The following is a 23,378-nucleotide window of genomic DNA, read 5'->3' as shown; positions in this document are numbered from 1 at the left end:
TACCTTTCTATCAAAGCGACGAGTATTTCTTGCGCAGACGCTGGCGAATCAGCTCGGCCAAGGTGTTCATGATGAAGGTGAACATCAGCAGCACGAGGGCCGCCAGGAACAGCACGCGATAGTGGCTGCCACCGACTTCCGACTCCGGCATTTCTACCGCCACGTTGGCGGCCAGGGTGCGCATGCCTTCGAACAGGTTCATCTCCATCACCGGGGTGTTGCCGGTGGCCATGAGCACGATCATGGTCTCGCCCACCGCACGGCCCATGCCGATCATCAGCGCCGAGAAGATACCCGGGCTGGCGGTGAGGATGACCACGCGGGTCAGGGTCTGCCACGGCGTCGCACCCAGGGCCAGGGAGCCCAGGGTCAGGCTGCGCGGCACGCTGAACACGGCGTCTTCGGCAATCGAGTAGATGTTCGGGATAACCGCGAAGCCCATGGCGATACCAACTACCAGGGCGTTGCGCTGGTCGTAGGTGATGCCCAGGTCGTTGGTGATCCACAGGCGCATGTCGCCGCCGAAGAACCAGGTCTCCAGGTAAGGGCTCATGGTCAGGGCGAACCAGCCGGTGAACAGGATCACGGGGATCAGGATCGCCGCTTCCCAGCCATCCGGCACGCGCAGGCGGATCGACTCCGGCAGGCGGCTCCAGACGAAACCGGCCAGCAGGATGCCGAACGGCATCAGTACGAACAGGCTGAACACACCCGGCAAGTGGCCTTCGAGGTACGGCGCGAGGAACAGGCCGGCGAAGAAGCCGAGGATCACCGTCGGCATCGCTTCCATCAGCTCGATCACCGGCTTGACCTTGCGGCGCATGCCAGGGGCCATGAAGTAGGCGGTGTAGATGGCGGCGGCAATGGCCAGCGGGGCGGCCAGGATCATCGCGTAGAACGCAGCCTTCAGGGTACCGAAGGTCAGCGGCGACAGGCTGAGCTTGGGCTCGAAGTCGGTGTTGGACGCAGTCGACTGCCAGACGTACTTGGGCTCGTCATAGTTCTCGTACCAGACCTTGCCCCACAGCGCGCTGAAGGAGACTTCCGGGTGCGGGTTCTTCAGGCTCAGCGGCAGCAGCTTGCCGCCTTCCTCGATGATGATGCGGTTGGCACGCGGCGACAGGGCCAGGATGCCCGCGCCTTCTGCAGCCGGCTCGACCAGCAGGGTGCGGTGCGCGGTGCTGTGGAACACACCAAGCTTGCCTTCGGCGTCCAGGGCGATGAAGCCCTTGCGGCGCTCTTCGGCATCGATCTGGACGATCGGCGCAGTGCCCATCTGGAAGCTGCGGATCAACTTGAAGCGCGACTCGCCATCGGGATCGCGGGCCATGAACCACTGGTTCAAGCCACCTTTGGAGTCACCGAAGATCAGCGAGATACCGCCCACCAACTGGCCACTGGCCGTGATCTCGGCATTGCCATCTTCCAGCAGCTTGTAGCGGCCGTTGAGGCTCTTGTCACGCAGGCTGAAGACGTCGGCGGTGGCACGGCCGTTGACCACGTACAGCCATTGCTGGCGCGGGTCGACGTAAATGGCCTTGACCGGCTCGGTCATCTGCGGGAGGTCGATACGGTTCTGCTCGCTGGTGACCTCGCCGGTCATCATGTTCTCTTCGCGGGTCAGTTGGGTGACCTGCAGGTGCGAACCGGTGGAACCTGCCAGCAGCAGGGTTTCGCCGTTGACGTTGACGCTCACGTGCTCCAGAGGGCGGCCCTGGTCGTCAAGCACGAACGCGTCCTTGCCGTAGGGGTAGTCGATGCCTGGGGTGATGGTCTTCTTGTTGTCCGGGTAGGTGATCTTGTAGGTGTGGTGGAACACCAACGCCTGACCATTGGACAGACCCAGCACAACCAGCGGGCTACCCGGCTGATCGGTGCTGATGGAGCTCACCTGGGTACCGGCCGGCAGCGGCAGGTCGACGCGCTGCAGCTCGGCACCGGTCTTGGTGTCGAAGAACAGTGCCTGCCCCTTGTCGGAAACCCGCATGCCCACCAGGTTCTGCTCTTCAAGCGCGATCATCAGCGGCTTGCCGACATCCTGCTGCAGCCAGGTCGGCTCCAGGGCCTTCTTGCTGGTCAGCTCGGCGCCCTGGAACAGCGGCAGCACCACGTAGGCCAGGTAGAAGAAAATCAGGGTAATTGCCGCCAATACGGCAAGCCCGCCCACCAGTACATACCAGCGAGTCAGGCGGTCCTTGAGCGCACGCATGCGGCGCTTGCGTTGCAACTCGGGCGTATTGAAGTCAATCCGCACGGGTTGGGAATTTTGGGTCATGGTGGAGTTGGCCAGATCATTCATGCGCACACCCTAGCGGTCCCGTATGACAAAAACATGACAATGCAGTGACGCAAGAAAGCCCGACGCTCAGGGGTTCTGGCTTCGGACTGAGAATTCGTGGAAGCGGCCGGGCTTAGGCACCGGCCGATTCCTCAGTTACTTACTTCTTTGCGACGTTACCAGCGTGGGACAGGCCCAGGTCAGCCAGGGTCTTGTCGACCACTTTGGCCGGCAGCGGGATGTAGCCATCCTTCACCACGACCTGCTGGCCAGCTTGCGACAGCACCAGCTTGATGAACTCGGCGTCCAGCGGGGCCAGAGGCTTGTTCGGGGCCTTGTTGACGTAGACGTACAGGAAGCGGGACAGCGGGTACTTGCCGTTCAGGGCGTTTTCTTCGTTGTCTTCGATGAACTCGCCGCCTTCTTTCTTGGCCAGGGCAACGGTCTTGACGCTAGCGGTCTTGTAGCCGATGCCCGAGTAGCCAATGCCGTTCAGCGAGGAGCTGATCGACTGCACGACCGAAGCCGAGCCAGGCTGTTCGTTGACGTTAGGCTTGAAGTCGCCTTTGCACAGGGCTTCTTCCTTGAAGTAGCCGTAGGTGCCCGATACCGAGTTACGGCCGAACAGCTGCACTGGCTTGTTGGCCAGGTCGCCGGTCACGCCCAGGTCGCCCCAGGTTTTGACATCGGCCTTGGCGCCGCACAGGCGAGTGGACGAGAAGATCGCATCGACCTGAGCCATGGTCAGGCCCTTGATCGGGTTGTCCTTGTGGACGAATACAGCCAGGGCGTCAACGGCGACCGGGATGGCGGTCGGCTTGTAGCCGTACTTCTGTTCGAAGGCCTGCAGCTCGACGTCCTTCATCTTGCGGCTCATCGGGCCCAGGTTGGCGGTGCCTTCGGTCAGCGCGGGTGGCGCGGTGGAGGAGCCGGCGGCCTGGATCTGAATGTTTACGTTCGGATATTCCTTCTTGTAGGCCTCGGCCCACAGGGTCATCAGGTTGGCGAGGGTGTCCGAACCGACGCTGGAGAGGTTGCCCGAAACACCGGTGGTCTTGGTGTAGGTCGGGATTGCTGGGTCGACAGCGGCTACCGCATTGGCGGTTGCAACGCCAGCGGCGGCGAAGGTAAGGGCCGCCATCAAACGCTTCAGTTTCATGCCTTGCTCCTAGCAGGAATATTGGGGGTGTTGGATGGATCGGGCCCAAGTATCTGCAGGCCGCATGAATACGATATGACTTCAATGTGACAATTGGATGAAAGGCCATCACCCGGTGCCGGGGATGGCCTTTTCAAGATGTTGCAGAGGCGCGGGGTAACCGCTCAGGCTCTTCGCCTACCCCAATGAGGGAGGCAATTGATGCAAGCCGATCAGCGCTTATTGGCGAACAGATAAACGCCTACGGCCAGCCCGACAGCACACAGCCCCGCCACATAATAGGCCGGCGCCATTGGGCTGACCTTCAACAGCGCGGTCACCACCATCGGCGTCAGCCCGCCGAAGATGGCGTAGGCGACGTTGTAAGAGAACGACAAGCCGCTGAAACGCACCACCGGTGGGAAGGCCTTGACCATCACATAGGGCACGGCGCCGACGATACCGACGCACAGTCCGGTCAGCGCATACAGCGGGAACAGCAGGTCGGGGCGGGTCGGCAGGCTGTGGTAGAAGGTCCAGGAGCTGGCCAGCAACAGCAGGCTGCCGACGATGAACACACGCCCAGCGCCGATGCGGTCGGCCAGGCTACCGGCACCGATGCAGCCGAGGCTGAGCAGCACGATGGCCAGGCTGTTGGCCTTGAGCGAGTCGGTCGGGCTGATTTGGTAGAAGCTCTGCAGCAGCGCGGGGGTCATCAGGATCACCACCACGATGCCGGCCGACAGCAACCAGGTCAGCAGCATCGACAAGATGATCGCGCCACGGTGATCACGCAGCACGGCACGCAGCGGCAGCTCTTCGGCCAGGGCCTTGCGCTGCTGCATCTCGGCGAACACTGGGGTTTCGTGCAGCCAGCGGCGCAGGTACACCGAGAACAGGCCGAACACACCCCCCAGCAAGAACGGTATACGCCAGGCGTAATCGGCAACTTCACCTGGGGTGTAAATGCTGTTGATCAGGGTCGCGACCAGCGAGCCGAGCAGAATGCCCGAGGTCAGGCCGGCGGTCAGCGTGCCGCAGGCGTAGCCGGTATTGCGCGCTGGTACGTGCTCCGAGACGAACACCCAGGCGCCCGGCACTTCGCCACCAATCGCCGCGCCCTGAATCACGCGCATCAGCAGCAGCAAAACCGGTGCCCACAGGCCAATCTGCGCGTAGGTCGGCAGCAGGCCCATGATCAGGGTGGGCAGCGCCATCATGAAGATGCTCAGGGTGAACATCTTCTTGCGCCCGAGCAGGTCACCGAAGTGCGCCATGACGATGCCGCCCAGTGGCCGCGCCAGGTAGCCGGCGGCGAAGATGCCGAACGTCTGCATCAAGCGCAGCCATTCCGGCATGTCGGCAGGGAAGAACAGCTTGCCGACCACCGTGGCGAAGAACACGAAGATGATGAAGTCGTAGAACTCCAGTGCACCGCCCAGGGCGGACAGTGAAAGGGTCTTGTAGTCGCTGCGGGTCAGCGGCCGTGAAGGCTGCTCGATACTGCTCGGCACGGAGGTCATCGATCTTTCTCTTGTAGGTCATGCAGGCCGCTTGGCGCGCGACTTCTGGATTGGTAGACGAGCGAAGATAGCAAATTGCCGAGGCGCGCCGAAAGCGATACAAAAACCATACAGATATTCATGAATGCGCGGTCGTCGCTGGCCGTTATGCTCTATATACTGGCCGTTCGTAGGAAAAGGTTGCTCCTAGCGTGGGATGTTGTGCGAAAACGCCGGTCTGCATGTCAGGCGGTTTCGCAGAGTTTCCCTACGGCCGCCCAGTGAAACGAAATCGGCGTAGTATGTTTCCAGCTGAATCGTTTACCCGGCCTTTGCGCCACACCAACGAAAGCGTCACGGGTCAGAGGCCCCATCGCATGATTGAGCTCGAACAAGAAGATCCAATCCCGCAAGGCGACCTGGCCTTGCAAATCACCGCACTCCCTCGTGAGACTAACGGCTTTGGTGACATCTTTGGCGGCTGGCTGGTCGCCCAGATGGATTTGGCCGGCACTGCCATGGCCAGCCGTGTCGCGGGTGGCCGTGTGGCCACGGTGGCCATCGATCGCATGGCCTTCCTGGTCCCGGTCGCCGTGGGCGCCCAGCTGTCGTTCTATACCCAGACCCTGGAAATCGGCCGCAGCTCGATCCAGATGATGGTCGAAGTGTGGAGCGACGACCCGCTGTCCAGTGAATGGCGCAAGGTGACCGAAGCGGTATTCGTCTTCGTCGCCATCGACGGCAGTGGCCGCACCCGCTCTGTGCCTCGTCGCTGAGCCACGCCGGCGGTAAACTCATTGCACGTGCCCGGGTCCAAGGCCCACAGGGCAATCAATGAGACGAGTGCAATGGCTACTTTCAAGGTCGACACCGAGCAACACGGCGAACTCAATTGCTGGCGCATCACCAGCGAGCATGCCGAACTACTGATCGCCCAGCAGGGCGCGCAGATCCTCAGCTACCAGCGTGTGGGCGAACCGCCGCTGCTGTGGCTGAGCGACCAGGCCATTTTCCGCCAGGGCAAATCCGTGCGCGCCGGGGTACCGGTGTGCTGGCCGTGGTTTGGCAACCTGCAGCGCAACCCCGCGTCTGTACAAAGTATGTACACGGGCGAACAAGCCCCCGCGCATGGGCTGGTGCGGGGTCGCGACTGGCAGTTGAACAGGGCTGAGCAGGTCGGCGACACGATTCAGATCGAATTCGAGCTGCCTGCGGCTCAAGGTGACTTGCCCGGCTGGCCGCATGAGGTCGAGCTGAAGTTGCTGATCGAACTGGGCGAACAGCTGAACGTGACGCTGACCAGCTATAACCTCGGCAGCGACAGTGTGACCATCAGCCAGGCCCTGCACAGCTACTTTGCCGTCAGCGACGTGCGCCAGGCGCGGGTCGAGGGTGCGGAGGGGTTGAGCTACATCGAGACCTTGGCCGATTGGGAGCAGCGCCAGCAGCAAGGTGTGCTGGCATTTGCCGGGGAGACTGACCGGATCTACCTGGCTACCCCGCAAACCCTTAGCATCGTCGACCCCCACTGGGCGCGGCGGATTACCCTGACCAGCAGTGGCTCGCGCTCGGCGGTGATCTGGAACCCGTGGACCGAGCGGGCGCGGGAGCTGCCGGACATGGCGGATGATGGCTGGCAGCGGATGCTGTGCATCGAGACGGCGAATGTGTGGGATGACGTGGTGGAAGTGAAGCCTGGCGCGAGCCATTCGCTGGGCGTGCAGATTGGTTGTGAAATGATCTGAGTTTTGCAGTGGTTTTGCGGGCCTCTTCGCGGGTAAACCCGCTCCCACAGGTACTGCACCGCATTCGAAATGGGTGAAGTACCTGTGGGAGCGGGTTTACCCGCGAAGAGGCCGGTGCAGGCAATCAGAGGTCGGAGTCCTCCACCACCCTCACCTTCTGCGCATCCAGCGCATAGGCCGCATCCGCCAGGTCGTTGCTGACCTTCTCCACCTTCAACGCCCCGCTAACCCACAGCGGCGTGTAGATGTCGTCGATTTTCAGCCCCTTCGGGTAGCGCACCAGCACCAACTGGTTCGGTGGCGGTGGCGGCACGTGGATGCAGGCGCCCGGGTACGGCACCAGGAAAAACAGCGTGCTGTTGCCCTTGGCATCGCTCTCCAGCGGCACCGGGTAACCGCCCAGGCGAATCTGCTTGCCGTTCATGGCGGCCACGGTCTTGGTCGAATACATCACCGCCGGCAACCCTTTGCTCTGCTTGAGGCCGCCCTTGTCGGTGAAGGTGCCCATGGCCTCTGGCGAGTTGTGGTCGATTTCGGGCATCTGCTCAAGGGCCTTCTGGTCCGACTTGGGCATCAGCTCCAGCCAGTCGGTTTCGGGCAGCTCGGCACGGGCCAGGGTGCTGGCCAGAAGCAAGGGGATGAGAAATAAGGCACGCATGAAAATGCTCGGCAACTCGGATGAATTGCCGAGCATTCTAAACGGTATTCAGCGTTTCTTGATTAATCCGTAGATCACCAGAAGGACGACGGCACCGACCAGCGCGCCGAAGAACCCTGCGGCCTGCCCCGCCTGATAAATGCCCAGTGCCTGGCCGCCGTAGGTGGCGAGCAAGGAGCCGGCAATACCCAGCAGGATGGTCATGATCCAGCCCATGCTGTCGTCGCCCGGCTTGATGAAGCGGGCCAGCAGGCCAACGATGAGGCCGATGAAGATGGTTCCAATGATGCCCATGGCAATCCCTCTGCAGTGAAGATGGAACAAGCCAAAGCCTAGACGGGCTTTGGCTTGTTCCATGTTCAGAGGGCAAGCCGCTTGCAGAAGTTCGATTTACAGCCCGATCAGTTGCTGATCAGCGCCTCTACTTCGGCAATCTTGCGCGCGAGGGTGGCCATGTCCTGGCAACGCAGGGTGGCATGGCCAACCTTGCGCCCGACCTTGAAGGCCTTGCCATAGTGGTGCAGGTGGCAGTCTTCGATGGCAACCACTTTGTCCACCGCGGGTACTTCGCCGATGAAGTTGAGCATGGCGCTTTCACCGACCTTGGCAGTCGAGCCCAGCGGCAGGCCGGCAACGGCGCGCAGGTGGTTCTCGAACTGGCTGCACTCGGCGCCTTCGATGGTCCAGTGCCCGGAGTTGTGCACACGCGGGGCGATTTCGTTGGCCTTCAGGCCGCCGTCGACTTCGAAGAACTCGAACGCCATCACGCCGACATAGTCCAGCTGCTTCAGCACACGGCCGACGTAGTCTTCGGCCAGGCCTTGCAGCGGGTGCGCTTCGCTGGCCACCGACAGGCGCAGGATGCCGCTCTCGTGGGTGTTGTGCACCAGCGGATAGAAGCGGGTTTCGCCATCGCGAGCACGGACGGCCACCAGCGAGACTTCGCCGGTGAACGGCACGAAGCCTTCCAGCAGGCACGGCACGCTGCCCAGCTCGGCGAAGGTGTCGACCACGTCTTCAGCACTGCGCAGGACCTTCTGGCCCTTGCCGTCGTAGCCCAGGGTGCGGGTCTTGAGCACCGCTGGCAGGCCAATGCTGGCAACCGCGGCGTCCAGGTCTGCCTGGGAGAGAATGTCGGCGAAGGCCGGGGTCGGAATACCCAGGTCGCGGAACATGCTCTTCTCGAACAGGCGGTCGCGGGCAATACGCAGCGCTTCGGCGCTTGGGTAGACCGGGACGAACTGCGAGAGGAAGGCCACGGTTTCGGCCGGGACGCTTTCGAACTCGAAGGTCACCAGGTCGACTTCGTCGGCCAGCTGGCGCAGATGGTCCTGGTCACCGTAGTCGGCGCGCAGGTGCTCGCCCAGAGGGGCGGCGCAGGCATCTGCAGCCGGGTCGAGGAACGCGAAGTTCATGCCCAGCGGAGTACCCGCCAGGGCCAGCATGCGGCCGAGCTGGCCACCACCGATTACACCGATCTTCATGGGGTCAGCCTCAAGCCTGGCGCGGGTCTGGATTGTCCAGCACGGTGTCGGTCTGTTCCGTGCGGAACTGCTTGAGCGCCGCGTGGTACTGCGGGTACTTGGCGCCCAGGATGCTCGCCGACAGCAATGCAGCGTTGATCGCGCCCGCCCGGCCGATGGCCAAGGTCGCGACCGGAACGCCCGCCGGCATCTGCACGATCGATAGCAGCGAATCGACACCCGACAGCATCGACGACTGCACCGGCACGCCCAGCACCGGCAGGTGGGTCTTGGCGGCGCACATGCCTGGCAGGTGGGCTGCGCCACCGGCACCGGCGATGATCACCTCGATGCCACGGCCTTCGGCCTCTTCGGCATACTGGAACAGCAGATCCGGGGTGCGGTGGGCGGAAACCACCTTCACTTCGTAGGGAATGCCGAGTTTTTCCAGCATATCGGCGGTGTGGCTAAGGGTGGACCAATCGGACTTGGAGCCCATGATCACGCCAACCAGTGCACTCATCGTCGAGCCTCTTCGCTTGTGCGCCCTTGGGCGCGTCAAAAAACAACAAGCCACGCGGGACGACCGGCGTGGCTTGTTTGCTGATCAGGACCGGAGCTATCCGGTCTAAAGGCCGCGCAGTATACCGTAACCCTGGGCGATGCTGGCACCCCCGGCGACCAACTGTCGGCCTTATTTTTCGGGGCTTTGGCTGACTTTTGGGTCAACCGCCGCCGCCCCTTCCAGCTTGCGCCACAACAAGCGCACGTTGGCCTTGCGCACCAGGGCGCAGCGGTACAGGCGGATTTCCAGGGGCACGTGCCATTGGCTGCCACCGCAGATGGCCAGTTCGCCCCGCTCCAGTTCGCCGCGCATCGACAGGCGGGGCACCCAGGCAATGCCCATGCCCTCCAGCGCCATGCTCTTGAGGCTGTCGGCCATGGCGGTTTCATAAACAGTGGTGTAGCGCAGGTTGCGCTGGCGTAGCAGCAGGTTCACCGAACGGCCGAGGAAGGCACCGGCGGTGTAGGCCAAAAGTGGCACGCTGCCCTCGCCTTCCAGGTCGAACAAAGGCTGGCCGTCGGCATCCACGGCACACACCGGCAACATTTCGGTGGTGCCCATGTGCAGCGACGGGAAGATCTCGGCATCCATCTGCAGCGCGGCATCGGGGTCATAGAAGGCCAGCATCAGGTCGCAACCGCCTTCGCGCAGGGCATGCACCGCATCACCCACGTTGGTCGCCACCAGACGGGTGGCAATGTTCAACCCGTCGTTGCGCAACTGGGCCACCCAACGTGGGAAAAACCCCGACGCCAGGGAGTGCGCCGCCGCCACTTGGATAACCTCGCCCTGGCCACCTTCGAGGTGGTGCAAATGGCGCAGAATTTCGCTCAACTGGTCGACAACGGTGCGCGCTGTGACCAGAAACAGCTGCCCGGCCTCGGTCAGTTCAATCGGCGTGCGGGAACGATTCACCAGCTGCAGGCCCAAGGCTGCTTCGAGGCTGCGAATACGTCGACTGAAGGCCGGTTGAGTGACGAAACGCCGCTCTGCCGCTTGCGAAAAACTGCGCGTGGCAGCCAGGGCGCTGAAGTCTTCCAGCCATTTGCTTTCCAGGTTCACGAAGCACATCTCCCGGCATGCACCAAAATGGAACACGCTCGAATGTCAATTGGCGTCACATGAAACACTATGCCGTTTGTGCATAGGTTAGCGTGCAACAGCATTGGCCGCAAAATCCTCTTCGGGCCTAGGATTAGCGCCATTCCGGCATGTGCCGGGTCAAATTCGAGATGATATACATCATGTCTGCCGCTGCATCGTTCCGCGTCGAAAAAGATCTGCTGGGTACCCTTGAAGTTCCTGCTGATGCCTACTACGGCATCCAGACCCTGCGCGCTGCCAACAACTTCCACCTCTCCGGTGTTCCGCTGTCGCACTACCCGAAACTGGTAGTGGGCCTGGCGATGGTCAAGCAGGCTGCTGCTGACGCCAACCGAGAGCTGGGGCACCTGAGCGATGCCAAGCACGCCGCCATCAGCGCCGCCTGCGGCCGGCTGATCAAAGGCGACTACCACGAGCAGTTCGTGGTGGACATGATTCAAGGCGGTGCTGGTACTTCTACCAACATGAACGCCAACGAAGTCATCGCCAACATCGCGCTGGAGGCCATGGGCCACCAGAAGGGTGAGTACCAGTACCTGCACCCGAACAACGACGTGAACATGGCGCAGTCGACCAACGACGCCTACCCGACTGCGATCCGTCTGGGTCTGCTGCTGGGTCATGACGCCCTGCTCGCCAGCCTCGACAGCCTGATCCAGGCCTTCGCCGCCAAAGGTAAAGAGTTCGACCACGTACTGAAGATGGGCCGTACCCAGCTGCAGGACGCCGTGCCGATGACCCTGGGCCAGGAATTCCGCGCCTTCGCCACCACCATGACCGAAGACCTCAACCGTCTGCGTTCGCTGGCGCCGGAGCTGCTGACCGAAATCAACCTGGGTGGTACTGCCATCGGTACCGGCATCAACGCCGACCCGGGCTACCAGATGCTCGCCGTACAGCGCCTGGCAACCATCAGCGGCCAGCCGCTGGTCCCAGCTGCCGACCTGATCGAAGCCACCTCCGACATGGGCGCCTTCGTGCTGTTCTCCGGCATGCTCAAGCGTACCGCGGTCAAGCTGTCGAAGATCTGCAACGACCTGCGCCTGCTGTCCAGCGGCCCGCGTACCGGCATCAACGAGATCAACCTGCCAGCGCGTCAGCCAGGCAGCTCGATCATGCCAGGCAAGGTCAACCCGGTTATCCCGGAAGCCGTCAACCAGGTGGCCTTCGCCATCATGGGCAACGACCTGGCCCTGACCGTCGCCGCCGAAGGTGGCCAGCTGCAGCTGAACGTGATGGAGCCGCTGATCGCCTACAAGATCTTCGACTCGATCCGCCTGCTCCAGCGCGCCATGGACATGCTGCGCGAGCACTGCATCGTCGGCATCACTGCCAACGAACAGCGCTGCCGTGAACTGGTCGAGCACTCGATCGGCCTGGTCACCGCCCTGAACCCTTACATCGGCTACGAAAACGCCACCCGTATCGCCCGTGTTGCTCTGGAAACAGGCCGCGGTGTGCTGGAACTGGTACGCGAAGAGAAGCTGCTGGACGAAGAGATGCTCAACGACATCCTGCGCCCAGAAAACATGATTGCACCGCGTCTGGTTCCGCTGAAGGCGTAACCGACCGCTTCAACTGTCTCACCAGGTCGAGGGACTAGACACCTCTCAACCTTTCAAAGGCCCGAGCGCATGCATCGGGCCTTTTTTTTGCCTGCATGATCTAGCGCGGTTGCGCTGCCCCAGGTTTGCGGCACACAACTTGCTCCATAATGCATCCCAACCAACGGGATACCGAGCATGCTGCACAGCCACCTGACCACCCTCAACGCGGTTTCGCTGATCCTCAACGTCTTTCAGGCTGAGGGTTGCGAGGCTTCGGCCTTGCTCGCCGGCAGCGGCATCGGCCCGGCGGACCTGGGGCATGCAGACGCGCGCATCACCACCCAGCAAGAGCTGCAGGTGTGTGCCAATGCCGTCGCCCGGCGCGAAGACATCGGCCTGGAGCTGGGCCAGCGCATGCACGTGTCGTGCTATGGCATGCTCGGTTACGCCCTGCTCTCCAGTGCCACTTTGGGTGACGCCTTGCGCCTGGCGCTGCGCTTTCCGGCACTGCTGGGAACAGTCTTCCAACTGCGCCTGATCGACGACGGCCAGCGTGTATGGCTCAGCGCCAGCGATTACCGCGACAGCCCGGCGCTGACTGCTTTCAATGCAGAGTTCTGCCTGGTCTCGCTTAAAGTGATTTGCGACGACTTGCTGGGCCGGCCCCTGCCACTGCTCGGCAGCCGCTTCGAGCATGCCCGGCCGGGCTACCACAGCCTCTATACCCGTGCCTTCCAATGCCCAATCGGCTTCGAGGCCGAGGACAACGCGTTTGCCTTCGAGCGGCGCTGGCTGGATACCCCGCTACCGTTGGCCGACCCCATTACCCACAAAGCCATGAGCGAGCGCTGCCGACGCCTGAACCTCGAGTTCACAGGGCGTCAGGCCTGGCTGGGCAAGATACGCCAGCTGCTGGCCCAACAACTGGACGCAGCGCCCGGGCTTGAGGGTTTGGCGCGGCAGATGAACTGCTCATCGCGGACCCTGCGTCGGCACCTGCAGGCGCTGGGCAGCAGTTATCAACAGCTGCTCGATGAGCTGCGTTTCGAGCGGGCCAAGCAGCTGTTGGCCGATGAACAGATGCCGATCTACCGAATTGCCGAAACCTTGGGGTTCAGCGAAACGGCCAGCTTCCGCCATGCGTTCCAGCGCTGGAGTGGCGTGGCGCCCAGCCACTTTCGCGGTTGACCTGGGCGGGCCTCTTCGCGGGCTTGCCCGCGAAGAGGCCCGCACATTAAACCCGGCCAGCGACCTTGGCCACATCGATCCCCTTTTGGCCGTTTGCGTCGTTCTCCGCTACCGGGCTGCCCCTGAAAATGGGACCACGCCAGTCCAACCGGAGAACAACAATGCTGACGATCTATTCCGATGACCACCGCCTGCACCACGGCCGCTGCGAGCTGATCGACGGCAAGCTGATGCCCTGCTTCGAAATGCCTTCGCGCGCCGACCATGTGCTCGATCAAGTGAACAAGCGCCAGCTGGGCGACGTGAAGGCGCCGGACGACTTCGGCCGCGCGCCGCTGCTGCGCGTCCACAGCGCCGACTACCTGGACTTTTTTGAAGGCGCTTGGGCGCGCTGGGCCGCGTTGGGCCATGAAGGCGACCTGCTGCCTTTCACCTGGCCAGCCCGCACCCTGCGCCAGGTTAAACCCACCGGCCTGCATGGCGAGCTTGGCTACTACAGTTTCGACGCCGGCGCGCCGATTACCGCCGGTACCTGGCAAGCCGCCTACAGCGCCGCCCAGGTCGCGCTCACGGCCCAGGCCGCCATCCAGCAAGGCGCCCATTCGGCGTTCGCCCTGTGCCGCCCACCGGGGCACCATGCCGCCGGCGAAGTCATGGGCGGTTACTGCTACCTGAACAACGCTGCCATCGCTGCCCAGGCCTTCCTGGACCAAGGCCGCGCCAAGGTCGCCATCCTCGACGTCGACTATCACCACGGCAACGGCACCCAAGACATCTTCTACAGCCGCAGCGATGTGTTCTTCGCCTCGATCCACGGCGACCCGCAGGACGAATTCCCGTTCTTCCTCGGCTATGCCGACGAAACGGGCGAAGGCGCAGGTGAAGGCTGCAACATCAACTACCCGTTGCCGGCCGGCAGTGACTGGGCCGCCTGGAGCGCAGCGCTGGAAGACGCGTGCCAGCGCATCGCTGCCTACGAGGCCGATGTGCTGGTGATCTCGCTCGGGGTGGACACCTTCAAGGACGACCCAATCTCCCAGTTCAAGCTGGACAGCCCTGACTACCTGGAAATGGGCAAACGCATCGCCCAGCTCGGCAAGCCGACCCTGTTCGTGATGGAAGGCGGCTACGCTGTGGAAGAAATCGGCATCAACGCAGTCAATGTGCTGGAAGGTTTCCAGCGCGCCCAGCCAGGAGCCCGATGATGGCCCGACTCAAGCGTCTGCTCGCCCCGATCATCGCTGCCACCCTGTTCACCGGCGCCCTGCAGGCCCAGGCCGAACAGCGCACCCTGCGGGTCTACAACTGGTTCGACTACATCACCCCGCAAACCTTGGTCGACTTTCAGAAAGACAGCGGCGTAAAGCTGATCTACGACATTTTCGACACCAACGAGGCACTGGAAGCCAAGCTGCTGACCGGCAACTCCGGGTATGACGTGGTGGTACCGTCCAACGTGTTCCTTGCCAAGCAGATCGAGGCTGGCGTGTTCCAGCCACTGGACCGCAGCAAGCTGCCGAACTGGCAACACCTGGACCCGGCACTGATGAAGCTGATCGAGGCCAACGACCCCGGCAACAAGTTTGCCGTGCCCTACATGTACGGCACCGTGCTGATCGGCTTCAACCCGGCCAAGGTCAAGGCTACGCTGGGTGAGAACGCACCTGTGGACAGCTGGGACCTGATCTTCAAGGAAGAGAACATTGCCAAGCTCAAGCAGTGCGGCGTTGCCTTGCTCGATTCGCCCTCGGAGATCTTGCCACTGGCCCTGCAGTACCTGGGCTTGCCGCCCAACAGCGACAAGCCGGCCGACTACAAGAAGGCCGAGGAGCTGCTGCTGAAGATTCGCCCGCACGTGACGTACTTCCATTCCTCCAAGTACATGGCCGACATCGCCAACGGCGACATCTGCGTGGCGGTGGGCTACAGCGGCAGCTTCTCGCAGGCCGCCAACCGGGCCCGCGATGCGAAGAATGGCGTGGTGGTCGACATGCGCCTGCCCAAGGAAGGAGCGCCGATCTGGTTCGACATGCTGGCCATTCCAAAAAACGCCGCCAACGCCGAAGACGCCCACACCTTCATCAACTACCTGCTGCGCCCGGAGGTGATTGCGCCGATCAGTGATTTTGTCGGCTATCCGAACCCGAACAAGGACGCCACCGAGAAGGTGAACCCGGCGATTCGCAATAACCCCAACCTTTACCCGACGGCGGAAGCGATGGCCAAGCTGTACACCCTCAAGCCGTTGCCACGCGACGCCGAGCGCGCGCGCACCAGGGCCTGGACGCGCATTAAGTCCGGCACCTAGATGGTATGTAGGCCACAGCCCACATCGCTGTAGGAGCAGCCTTGCGCTGCGAAGAGGCCAGTAAACCCAGCAGCATCTTCGCTGCCTTTACCGGCCTCTTCGCAGCGCAAGGCTGCTCCTACCGGGGTAAGGCTTGGCGCAAAGGGTGGCGATTGGGCCGCACAGCGGCCCCGTTCACTTTCGCCAGGCACTGCGCAATCGCATCAGTGCATTGGCGATGTCGCCTTCCGGCACGGCCGCAAACCCCAGCACCAACCCTGCCCGCTTATCCACAGGCACCTCGCTGTCATCCAACCAGTAACTACTCAGCGGATTCACCTCAACGCCAACCGCTTCAGCCTTGGCGACCAAGGCTTGTTCCCGCGCAAAGTTATCCACATCCACCTTCACGTGCAGCCCCGCCGCCACTTCCGGCATGGCGCCCAAGCCTGGAACATCCACAGGCCAGCCCGCCTTGAGCACGTTGCGCCGGCTCAACGCGGCCCGGCGCATACGCCGGATGTGCCGCTGGAAATGCCCTTGGGCCATGAATTCGGCCATCACGCACTGGCTACTGACCTCCGAATGCCGCATGGCCAACGCACGCCCCTGGCTGAAGGCCTGCACCAGGCGCCCAGGCAGCACCAGGTAGCCCAGGCGTAACGCGGGGAAGGCAATCTTGCCGAACGTGCCGATGTACAGCACCCGCCCCTGCCGGTCCAATGCCGCCAGCGGTGCCAATGGCGCACCGCTGTAGCGGTACTCGCCGTCGTAATCGTCTTCGATGATCCAGCCATCGCTGCGCTCGGCCCAGGCCAGCAATGCCAGGCGCCGTGCCAGGCTCATGGTTACCCCGGTCGGGTACTGGTGGGCTGGCGTCACATAGGCCAGGCGGCAGTCCGCCAGCTGCATCAGCCGCTGGCAATTCATACCCTCGTCATCCACTGGCACGCCCATCACCCTGCCACCCGCCACGGCGAAGGTATGCCCGGCGGCCCGGTAGCCCGGGTTTTCCACAGCCACCCCCTCGCCAGGCTGCAACAGCAACTGTGCACAAAGGCTGATGGCCTGCTGTGCACCACTGGTGATCACAATTTGTTCAGCCGTGCACGATAAACCCCGCGAACGGCGTAAATAGGTGGCAATCAGCTCGCGCAGCTGCAGCTCGCCTGCGGGTTCACCGTAGCCCAGCTGCGCAGGGTCCGGGTTACGCCAGAAACCCGCTTGCAGCTTGGCCCAGACGTCAAACGGGAACAGATCGAAGGCCGGAATCCCCACCCGGAATGCGCGCGGCGCGCCACTTCTGGGAGGCGGCAAATGGTTACTTTTCAGACGCTCCAAAGGCTCGCTGGTGCGCTCACAGCTGGATAAATCCTCAGTCTTTTCTGAGTAAAATGTGGATAAGCCTGTTGATAACCCTAGGGATAACCCTGTGGACAGTTGTGTGGATAGTTTATCGAGCTGAGTGACATAGGTGCCGTCCCCCACCCGGCTCTCGATATACCCTTCGGCATACAACTGGTCGTAGGCACGCACCACACTGTTGCGCGACAGCGCGAGGATGGCTGCCAGGTCACGGCTGGCCGGTAACCGCGTACCGCTGCTCAGGCGCCCATCCAGCACCCGTGCACGCAAGGCCTGGTAAAGCTGCTGGCTGAGCCCTCGCTGGCGGTCCAGCACGATGCCAGCGGGGTCGAAGGGCAAGATGAGGGGGCGCTTGTTCACCGTATTGGACCTGTCAAATCAGTCATAAATGGATCTTACACAGAACCAATAGCCTGCCTAGGATGGGGCCATTCGACAAGGAACCCACCATGTACAACAGCAAGCCCCACCAGGAACACGACCTCGATCGCCTGCACCAGCACATGGCCGATACTCGCCTTGCCGTGCTTATCAGCCACGGCGAACACGGGCTGCTGGCCACCCACCTGCCGGTGTTGATCGACCCCGAGCAAGGTGAGTTCGGCACGGTCTACGCGCACTTGGCGCGGGCCAATGCTCAGTGGAAAGACCTGGAGCAAGGCACTGAAGCGCTGCTGGTGTTCCCCGGCGCTGACGCTTATGTCAGCCCCAGCTACTACCCCAGCAAGGCCGAGAACCCCAAGGTGGTACCGACCTGGAACTACTTGGCGGTGCACGCCTACGGCCCTGTTGAAGTGATCCACGAAGCCGCGCCCCTGCTGCAGATCGTCAGCCGCCTGACCGACCGTCACGAGCAGGGCCGCAGTGAACCCTGGAAGGTCTCCGACGCCCCCAGCGACTACATCGACGGCATGCTGCGCGCCATTGTCGGCATACGCCTGCCGATCGCCCGCCTGCAAGGCGCCCGCAAGCTCAGCCAAAACCGTTCGGCCGAGGACATCGCAGGCGTGCGTGAAGGCCTGAGCGGCAGTGCCGACTACCCTGACAACCAACTGGCGGCGCACATGCGCCAACTCTGAAGGAAAAGCCCATGCCCAGCGTCACTCTGCGCCCCGTCAGCGCCAACGACCATGCAGCCTGGCTTGCCCTGTGGCAGGCCTACTTACGCTTCTACGAAACCGAGTTGGCCGAAGCGGTCAGCGCCAACACCTGGCAGCGCCTGCTCGACCCCAACGAGCCGACCCATTCGGCCCTGGCCTGGGTCGATGGCAAAGCCGTAGGAATGGTCAACTGGATCTATCATCGTTCCAACTGGAGCATCGAAAATTCGTGCTACCTGCAGGACCTTTATGTGGTTAACACGCAGCGTGGCCTGGGCATCGGCCGCCAACTGATCGAGCATGTCTACGCCACTGCCAAAGCTGCCAACTGCGCTAAGGTGCACTGGCTGACCCACGAGACCAACGCCACCGCCATCAGCCTGTACCAACAGGTCGCCGAGCGGCCGGGCTTCATTCAATTCCGCAAAGGGCTGTAGGCACGACATGACTGACGCACTGAACTGGAAACCCGCCACCGCGCCCACGGCAGCGCCCATCGAGGGCCGCTTCATCCGCCTGGAAAAACTCGACCCGGCGCACCACGGCGACGACCTCTGGGACGTACTGCAAGGCCCGGATGCAGACCCGGTTCTGTGGGATTACCTGCCTTATGGGCCATTCCCGGAACGCGGCGCCTTCGACCGCTGGCTGCAAGGCCATGCCGCCAGCCCAGACCCGTTGTTCTTTACCGTCATCGACCGCCCCACCGGCCAGGCCCAGGGCATTCTCAGCCTGATGTCGATCGTGCCCGACCATGGCCGCATCGAGATCGGCCACATCGCCTTCGGCGCCGCCATGCAGCGCACGCCCAAGGGCACCGAAGCGGTGTACCTGCTGGGCAAGCGGGCGTTCGAGCTGGGCAACCGCAGGCTCGAGTGGAAGTGCAACAACGCCAATGTCCGCTCCAAGCGCGCGGCAGAACGGTTTGGCTTTGTCTACGAAGGGGTTTTCCGCAAGCACCTAGTGGTCAAGGACCACAACCGCGACACCGCGTGGTACTCGATTACCGATGATGAATGGCCACAGGTAGCGGCAGGGTTCGAGCGCTGGTTGAGTGCCGACAACCAGCGCCCTGAGGGGCAAGCCAGGACGCTGGAAGCCTGCCGCAACGGGTGATCAGGCCAGGTTGGCCTTGAGCGCCGAAATGTGCTCCGGGCCAATCCCACAGCAACCGCCGAGCAGGCTCGCGCCGCGTTGCCGCCAGTTGCTGGCCCAGCTCAGGTAGCCCGGTGGGTCAAGGTCTTCACGCAGCTCATCGAGGCCATCGTTGGCGGTGGCGTCTTTGGGCTGTGGCGGGAAGGCATTGGCGTAGGCGCCGATGGCGATGTCCACGCCCAGGCGCTCGAACGTCTCGCGCGCTACATCCAGCGCCGCGCCAATCACCTCAGGCTGGCTGCAGTTGAACAACAGCGTACTGACACCCAGCCCGGCAATCGCTTCGGCCGCGTCGGCGACCGTTTGTCCGGAACGCAGCCGCGGCACGTCGATGTCACCTTCGTCCTGCAGCGTGAACGATACCCAGAACGGCCTGCCGTCCTGGGGCAGTTGCGCGCCGATGGCCCGAACTTCTTCGATCGAGCTCTGGGTTTCTGCCAGCCACAGGTCCACGTAGGGGGACAGGCCTGCCAGCAGGGGGGTCAGCACTTCGGCGACGCGCTCGGGCTGATACAGGTCCGGGCGATAAGAGCCGAACAACGGCGGCAGCGAACCGGCCACGCGTACCGGCGCGGCAGCCGCATCGGCTGCCGCACGGGCCAATTGCCCCGCCGTTGCAGCCAAGGTGCGCCCTTCCTGGGCGAACCGCTCTTCACCAATATGGAAGGGCACTACTGCATAGCTGTTGCTGGTGATGACCTGAGCCCCGGCCTCGATATACGCCGTATGCACCGCCAGCACCGCCTCAGGTGCTTCGCTCAAGGCCAGCGCTGACCACTCGGGCTGCCGAAACGGCGCACCACGACGCTGCAGCTCTCGCCCCATACCGCCATCCAGAATTACCAGCGATCGTTCGCCCATATGACTATCACTTATATGTTTATGAATAAAATTCATTAGTGTGTAACTTGTTATAACTATTAAATACCCAGCACCGATTGTCCAACAACTTTTTCAGGTACTTCCATGCGCTTGCTTACCTTGCTCGGCACCGGCCTCATCGCCCTGTGTGCCACCACTCAAGCCTTCGCAGGCGCCACGTTGGACCGAGTGGAATCGCGCAAGGAAATGGTCAACGTGCTGATGGAAAGCTATCCGCCGTTCTCGTTCCTGAACGCGCAGAACCAGCTCGATGGTTTTGACGTGGATGTGGCCAAGGCCGTGGCCGAAAAACTGGGCGTCAAGCTGCGCCTGGAAACGCCGTCCTGGGATGTGATTGCCGCGGGCCGCTGGAGTGGCCGCTACGACCTTTGCATCTGCTCCATGACGCCAAGCAAGGCGCGCGCCGAGGTGTTTGATTTCCCGGTCGAGTACTACGCCTCGCCCGCCGTGATCGTGGTCAACGCCAAGGACGATCGCATTCATTCGGCCAAGGACCTGGATGGCCGCAAGGTCGGCTTGACCAGCGCATCCAGCTACGAGAGCTACCTGAACAAGAACCTGGTCATCGAAGGCAACGAAGACAAAAAAATCGATTACCCCTTCGAAATGGTGCAAATCGCCCCCTACGACACCGACAACGTCGCCTTCCAGGACCTGGGCCTGGGTGCCGGCGTGCGCCTGGACGCGATCCTGACCAACCTGGTCACCGCCCAGCCCCGCCTCGACCAGGACAAACGCTTCAAACTGGCCGGCGCGCCGCTTTATGAAGAACCCAACTCGGTGGCCATCGAAAAAGGCGACCCGGAGTGGGATGCCAAGCTGCGCCAAGTTTTCGCCGAGCTCAAGGCCGACGGTACTTTGGCCAAGCTGTCCCAGAAATGGATCGGCGCCGATATCAGTAAATGAGTGCTCATCAACCTGCCCCTCGCCCGACTGCCAAAGCCTCGGGCGCTGGACTGTTCGGATTCCGCACACGCCTATACCTGACCTGGGTTGGGCTGTTTGTGCTGTTTGCCGCGTTTTTCCTGAGCTTTGACCTCAAGTTTTCGATCATTGTCGAGAAGTTCCCGTATCTGGCGGGGTTCAAGCTGGGGCCGAACGGCTTCTTGCAGGGCGCGGCGCTGACCCTGTTCCTGTGCGTGTGCTCCATCGTCGTTTCCGTGGCACTGGGCTTCGCTGCAGCGCTGGCACGCCTGTCGAGCAGCGCAGTGCTGCTGGGCATCGCCAGCTTCTACACGTCGTTCTTCCGTGGCACACCGCTGCTGATCCAGATCCTGCTGATCTACCTCGGCTTGCCGCAGCTCGGTGTGGTGCCTGGGGCCATCAGTGCCGGCATCATCGCCCTGTCGCTGAACTATGGCGCCTACCTCAGCGAAATCTTCCGAGCCGGCATTCTTGGCGTGGCCCCCGGGCAACGCCAGGCGGCGATGGCGCTAGGCCTCGGCCCTGCGCAGATCTTCTGGCACGTCACCCTGCCCCAGGCCATGCGCACCATCATCCCGCCAAGCGCCAACCAGTTCATTTCGATGCTCAAGGACTCGTCGCTGATTTCGGTGATGGGCGTGTGGGAAGTGATGTTCCTGGCCCAGTCCTATGGCCGTTCCAGCTACCGCTACCTGGAGATGCTGACGACCGCAGCGGTGATCTACTGGGTGCTGTCGATTTTGCTGGAACTGGTGCAGGCCAAGCTGGAGCGGCATTTTGGCAAGGGCTATCAGCACTGAACGCCGGCGTCAGATGACCTGACGCTGGCGTCTGACCACGCCTACCTGAAGACCAAACGGGCGAAGTACGGCATTCATTGATTTGAGAGTAGGGTTGCCCTCGCCCCCCTCGATCTGGATAAGGGTGCGCAACGATACCTTGCACATGCGAGCAAACTGGGACTGTTGAAGCCCTGCCACCGTCACGCGCAAATGACGTACTGCCGTACCCATGTCCCACGTACCGTCGGCGATCCATTGCTGAACATCATCAATGACTTTGGCCCGTTGCTCGGGTGTCAGTGTCATAGCAGGCCCCACCCTCTAAAACGCTGCTCGAGTTGTCTTAGCGCGACAGCAGGATGATTCATCACCACCTCCGGCAAGCCAGAGTCGCGGAGCAGATCCGGAAGTGCCAACAGCAGAGCCGCATCCTGACGCAATTGCTCGAACGCCTGCTCAGGACTGATCAATGGCGACAGGCTCTCACACGCCCTGCGCCAGTCGACCTCTCCAGCACGCTCAATATCGGATGACCATTTGGTCGTGCGGGTGACACCTTCGGCATCCAACACCATGGGCGCCAAATCGTAGATCGGCGCCAACCGCAACCTGTCATCATCGCGAATGACGGCCATGTTGCGCCCATGATTGTCCGAGTTGCCCAGTATCTTGTTGATCAGGTCTCGGCGCAGGTACTCGGCAATCAGGTCATTTACCTGTTGCTCTTGACCGGCCTCTTTCCAGAGCCGTACCAACCCCATCAGCACGTCCCGGTGGTCCAGCCGGCTACCGGGCAGGGTGATGCCGGCCAACGAATAGATAGACTCCACGGCAAGTCGCTCTACGCCATGTTCAGCCACTTTGCGGTCGAACCTGCGCATCCAGAGACTGGGTTTCTCACCCTCTTCCAAGGCCATTTCATCGGTGGCCACCGTCTCGATACCCAGCGTGTGCAATGCCCGGTAATACAGGTACTCGGCCCTGAGTATTTCCTGATCATTTTTAAGGGCTTGGTTGCGAGCGAATTTGATGAACCAATGTCGTCTGGCCTGTGCATCCGCAAGGGCAGCATCTGGGTACAGCAGACCGTCTTGGCCTTCTGTCATCAACAGTTTGGGCGCCTCTCCCCCCGCGCCGGTCGCTCCGCCTATTGCAGCACCCTGCTCATACGCGTACTCGAGAAATTGCTGGTCACGACTGACTACATCCTGCCTGCTGAACCCCATCGGCTCACGCGTGTCGAGGTGCGTCATCGACTCCTTGACCCGCAGGTTACCTATTGGAGCTGGTGTGCTTCTGGCCAGCAGGAACATGTCGTCACTCAGGCCCTCCGGTTTCTCTCGCCCCATATGCGCCAGCAGAAATCGCTTCGCAGCACCCGAAGGCGCGATGTCATGGATGAATGCAGGGGCTTCGGAGAGCGAAAAACTATCGAAATCCACAGGCAAGCGAGCACTTACCGCTTTCGCGAACTGGCTCTGGTAAGCATCAAGGTTGGCCCTGATGTAGGACGATTCATAGGCAATTGAGCAAGGGCCGACGAAGCCCTGTTCCGGCTGAGCGAAAGAGAGCGTCATCGCATCTTGCCAAGCGCAATCAGCGTAGATTTGTAGCGTTATCGAGTACATGACCAAGGCCCACAGGCAGCAACACCTGCATTATAGTGCATATTTGACGGCCATAAACCCACCAGAT

At 62.2% G+C, this 23,378-nt stretch carries 23 protein-coding genes; 11 read left to right on the top strand and 12 right to left on the bottom strand.

Annotation, left to right across the window (positions count from 1 at the left end; genetic code table 11):
- Window positions 1-10: 10 nt before the first annotated feature.
- The 3 genes from D886_RS0101020 to D886_RS0101010 form a co-directional block, all read right to left on the bottom strand.
- The gene (locus D886_RS0101020) at window positions 11-2,299 is read right to left on the bottom strand and encodes an ABC transporter permease subunit (protein WP_027592126.1); all 2,289 of its coding nucleotides are present in this window, start codon (window positions 2,297-2,299) and stop codon (window positions 11-13) included.
- A 139-nt stretch (window positions 2,300-2,438) separates the two neighbouring features.
- Window positions 2,439-3,437: a phosphate ABC transporter substrate-binding protein PstS gene (locus D886_RS0101015; protein ID WP_027592125.1), complete on the bottom strand. Its 999-nt coding sequence runs from the start codon at window positions 3,435-3,437 to the stop codon at window positions 2,439-2,441.
- Between the two features lie 212 nt (window positions 3,438-3,649).
- The gene (locus D886_RS0101010) at window positions 3,650-4,939 is read right to left on the bottom strand and encodes an MFS transporter (RefSeq protein ID WP_027592124.1); all 1,290 of its coding nucleotides are present in this window, start codon (window positions 4,937-4,939) and stop codon (window positions 3,650-3,652) included.
- Between the two features lie 356 nt (window positions 4,940-5,295).
- On the opposite strand from D886_RS0101010, the gene D886_RS0101005 reads away from it, so the two are divergent.
- Window positions 5,296-5,694 carry an acyl-CoA thioesterase gene (locus D886_RS0101005; protein WP_003253317.1) on the top strand — a complete coding sequence of 133 codons (399 nt, stop codon included), beginning with the start codon at window positions 5,296-5,298 and terminating at the stop codon, window positions 5,692-5,694.
- Between the two features lie 72 nt (window positions 5,695-5,766).
- The gene (locus D886_RS0101000; RefSeq protein WP_027592123.1) at window positions 5,767-6,663 is read left to right on the top strand and encodes a D-hexose-6-phosphate mutarotase; all 897 of its coding nucleotides are present in this window, start codon (window positions 5,767-5,769) and stop codon (window positions 6,661-6,663) included.
- A 124-nt stretch (window positions 6,664-6,787) separates the two neighbouring features.
- Here D886_RS0101000 and D886_RS0100995 read toward each other — a convergent pair whose 3' ends face one another.
- From D886_RS0100995 to D886_RS0100975, 5 genes are all read right to left on the bottom strand, one after another.
- Window positions 6,788-7,357, bottom strand: a complete 570-nt coding sequence (locus D886_RS0100995) for a DUF3299 domain-containing protein (RefSeq protein ID WP_027592122.1) — start codon at window positions 7,355-7,357, stop codon at window positions 6,788-6,790.
- Window positions 7,358-7,369: 12 nt separating this feature from the next.
- Window positions 7,370-7,615: a GlsB/YeaQ/YmgE family stress response membrane protein gene (locus D886_RS0100990; protein ID WP_027592121.1), complete on the bottom strand. Its 246-nt coding sequence runs from the start codon at window positions 7,613-7,615 to the stop codon at window positions 7,370-7,372.
- A gap of 107 nt (window positions 7,616-7,722) precedes the next feature.
- Window positions 7,723-8,805 (bottom strand): 5-(carboxyamino)imidazole ribonucleotide synthase, encoded by a 1,083-nt coding sequence (locus D886_RS0100985; protein ID WP_027592120.1) that lies wholly within the window; start codon window positions 8,803-8,805, stop codon window positions 7,723-7,725.
- 10 nt (window positions 8,806-8,815) lie between these two features.
- Window positions 8,816-9,307 carry a 5-(carboxyamino)imidazole ribonucleotide mutase gene (purE, locus tag D886_RS0100980; protein ID WP_016489856.1) on the bottom strand — a complete coding sequence of 164 codons (492 nt, stop codon included), beginning with the start codon at window positions 9,305-9,307 and terminating at the stop codon, window positions 8,816-8,818.
- Between the two features lie 171 nt (window positions 9,308-9,478).
- On the bottom strand, window positions 9,479-10,411 hold the full coding sequence (locus tag D886_RS0100975; RefSeq protein WP_172960396.1) for a LysR substrate-binding domain-containing protein: 933 nt from the start codon (window positions 10,409-10,411) through the stop codon (window positions 9,479-9,481).
- 182 nt (window positions 10,412-10,593) lie between these two features.
- On the opposite strand from D886_RS0100975, the gene aspA reads away from it, so the two are divergent.
- The 4 genes from aspA to D886_RS0100955 all read left to right on the top strand — a co-directional run bounded on the left by aspA (window position 10,594) and on the right by D886_RS0100955 (window position 15,496).
- On the top strand, window positions 10,594-12,018 hold the full coding sequence (gene aspA / locus D886_RS0100970; RefSeq protein ID WP_027592118.1) for an aspartate ammonia-lyase: 1,425 nt from the start codon (window positions 10,594-10,596) through the stop codon (window positions 12,016-12,018).
- Window positions 12,019-12,195: 177 nt separating this feature from the next.
- Window positions 12,196-13,188, top strand: coding sequence for an AraC family transcriptional regulator (locus tag D886_RS0100965; protein WP_027592117.1), 993 nt, complete (start codon window positions 12,196-12,198; stop codon window positions 13,186-13,188).
- Between the two features lie 161 nt (window positions 13,189-13,349).
- Window positions 13,350-14,393 (top strand): histone deacetylase family protein, encoded by a 1,044-nt coding sequence (locus D886_RS0100960; protein ID WP_027592116.1) that lies wholly within the window; start codon window positions 13,350-13,352, stop codon window positions 14,391-14,393.
- Entirely contained in the window at window positions 14,393-15,496 is a 1,104-nt protein-coding gene (locus tag D886_RS0100955) for an extracellular solute-binding protein (RefSeq protein WP_027592115.1), read from the top strand. The genes D886_RS0100960 and D886_RS0100955 overlap by 1 nt, the downstream gene beginning before the upstream one ends.
- Window positions 15,497-15,670: 174 nt before the next feature.
- Here the strand turns inward: D886_RS0100955 and D886_RS0100945 are convergent, their stop codons facing one another.
- Window positions 15,671-17,200 (bottom strand): PLP-dependent aminotransferase family protein, encoded by a 1,530-nt coding sequence (locus D886_RS0100945; protein ID WP_027592114.1) that lies wholly within the window; start codon window positions 17,198-17,200, stop codon window positions 15,671-15,673.
- An 89-nt stretch (window positions 17,201-17,289) separates the two neighbouring features.
- Between D886_RS0100945 and D886_RS0100940 the strand changes: the two genes are divergently transcribed.
- The 3 genes from D886_RS0100940 to D886_RS0100930 are packed head-to-tail and all read left to right on the top strand — an operon-like array spanning window position 17,290 to window position 19,056.
- On the top strand, window positions 17,290-17,919 hold the full coding sequence (locus D886_RS0100940) for an FMN-binding negative transcriptional regulator (RefSeq protein ID WP_027592113.1): 630 nt from the start codon (window positions 17,290-17,292) through the stop codon (window positions 17,917-17,919).
- A gap of 11 nt (window positions 17,920-17,930) precedes the next feature.
- Window positions 17,931-18,377, top strand: a complete 447-nt coding sequence (locus D886_RS0100935) for a GNAT family N-acetyltransferase (RefSeq protein ID WP_027592112.1) — start codon at window positions 17,931-17,933, stop codon at window positions 18,375-18,377.
- 7 nt (window positions 18,378-18,384) lie between these two features.
- Window positions 18,385-19,056 carry a GNAT family N-acetyltransferase gene (locus D886_RS0100930; protein ID WP_027592111.1) on the top strand — a complete coding sequence of 224 codons (672 nt, stop codon included), beginning with the start codon at window positions 18,385-18,387 and terminating at the stop codon, window positions 19,054-19,056.
- Here D886_RS0100930 and D886_RS0100925 read toward each other — a convergent pair whose 3' ends face one another.
- The gene (locus tag D886_RS0100925) at window positions 19,057-19,956 is read right to left on the bottom strand and encodes a homocysteine S-methyltransferase family protein (protein WP_033693890.1); all 900 of its coding nucleotides are present in this window, start codon (window positions 19,954-19,956) and stop codon (window positions 19,057-19,059) included.
- 105 nt (window positions 19,957-20,061) lie between these two features.
- Here D886_RS0100925 and D886_RS0100920 point away from each other — a divergent pair, with 105 nt between their 5' ends.
- A complete protein-coding gene (locus D886_RS0100920) occupies window positions 20,062-20,883 on the top strand; it encodes an ABC transporter substrate-binding protein (protein ID WP_027592109.1) in 822 nt (273 codons plus the stop codon).
- A complete protein-coding gene (locus tag D886_RS0100915; protein ID WP_027592108.1) occupies window positions 20,880-21,701 on the top strand; it encodes an amino acid ABC transporter permease in 822 nt (273 codons plus the stop codon). The genes D886_RS0100920 and D886_RS0100915 overlap by 4 nt, the downstream gene beginning before the upstream one ends.
- Before the next feature lie 9 nt (window positions 21,702-21,710).
- Here D886_RS0100915 and D886_RS0100910 read toward each other — a convergent pair whose 3' ends face one another.
- Together D886_RS0100910 and D886_RS0100905 are read right to left on the bottom strand one after the other, a co-directional pair.
- Window positions 21,711-21,989 (bottom strand): helix-turn-helix transcriptional regulator, encoded by a 279-nt coding sequence (locus tag D886_RS0100910; RefSeq protein WP_027592107.1) that lies wholly within the window; start codon window positions 21,987-21,989, stop codon window positions 21,711-21,713.
- The gene (locus tag D886_RS0100905; RefSeq protein WP_027592106.1) at window positions 21,986-23,311 is read right to left on the bottom strand and encodes a type II toxin-antitoxin system HipA family toxin; all 1,326 of its coding nucleotides are present in this window, start codon (window positions 23,309-23,311) and stop codon (window positions 21,986-21,988) included. The genes D886_RS0100910 and D886_RS0100905 overlap by 4 nt, the downstream gene beginning before the upstream one ends.
- Window positions 23,312-23,378: the final 67 nt, after the last annotated feature.

Source organism: Pseudomonas sp. LAIL14HWK12:I7 (genome assembly GCF_000483465.1).
Classification (GTDB): domain Bacteria; phylum Pseudomonadota; class Gammaproteobacteria; order Pseudomonadales; family Pseudomonadaceae; genus Aquipseudomonas; species Aquipseudomonas kermanshahensis.
The sequence above is the reverse complement of the archived record's forward strand: the minus strand, read 5'-3'. Positions and strand labels throughout refer to the sequence as shown.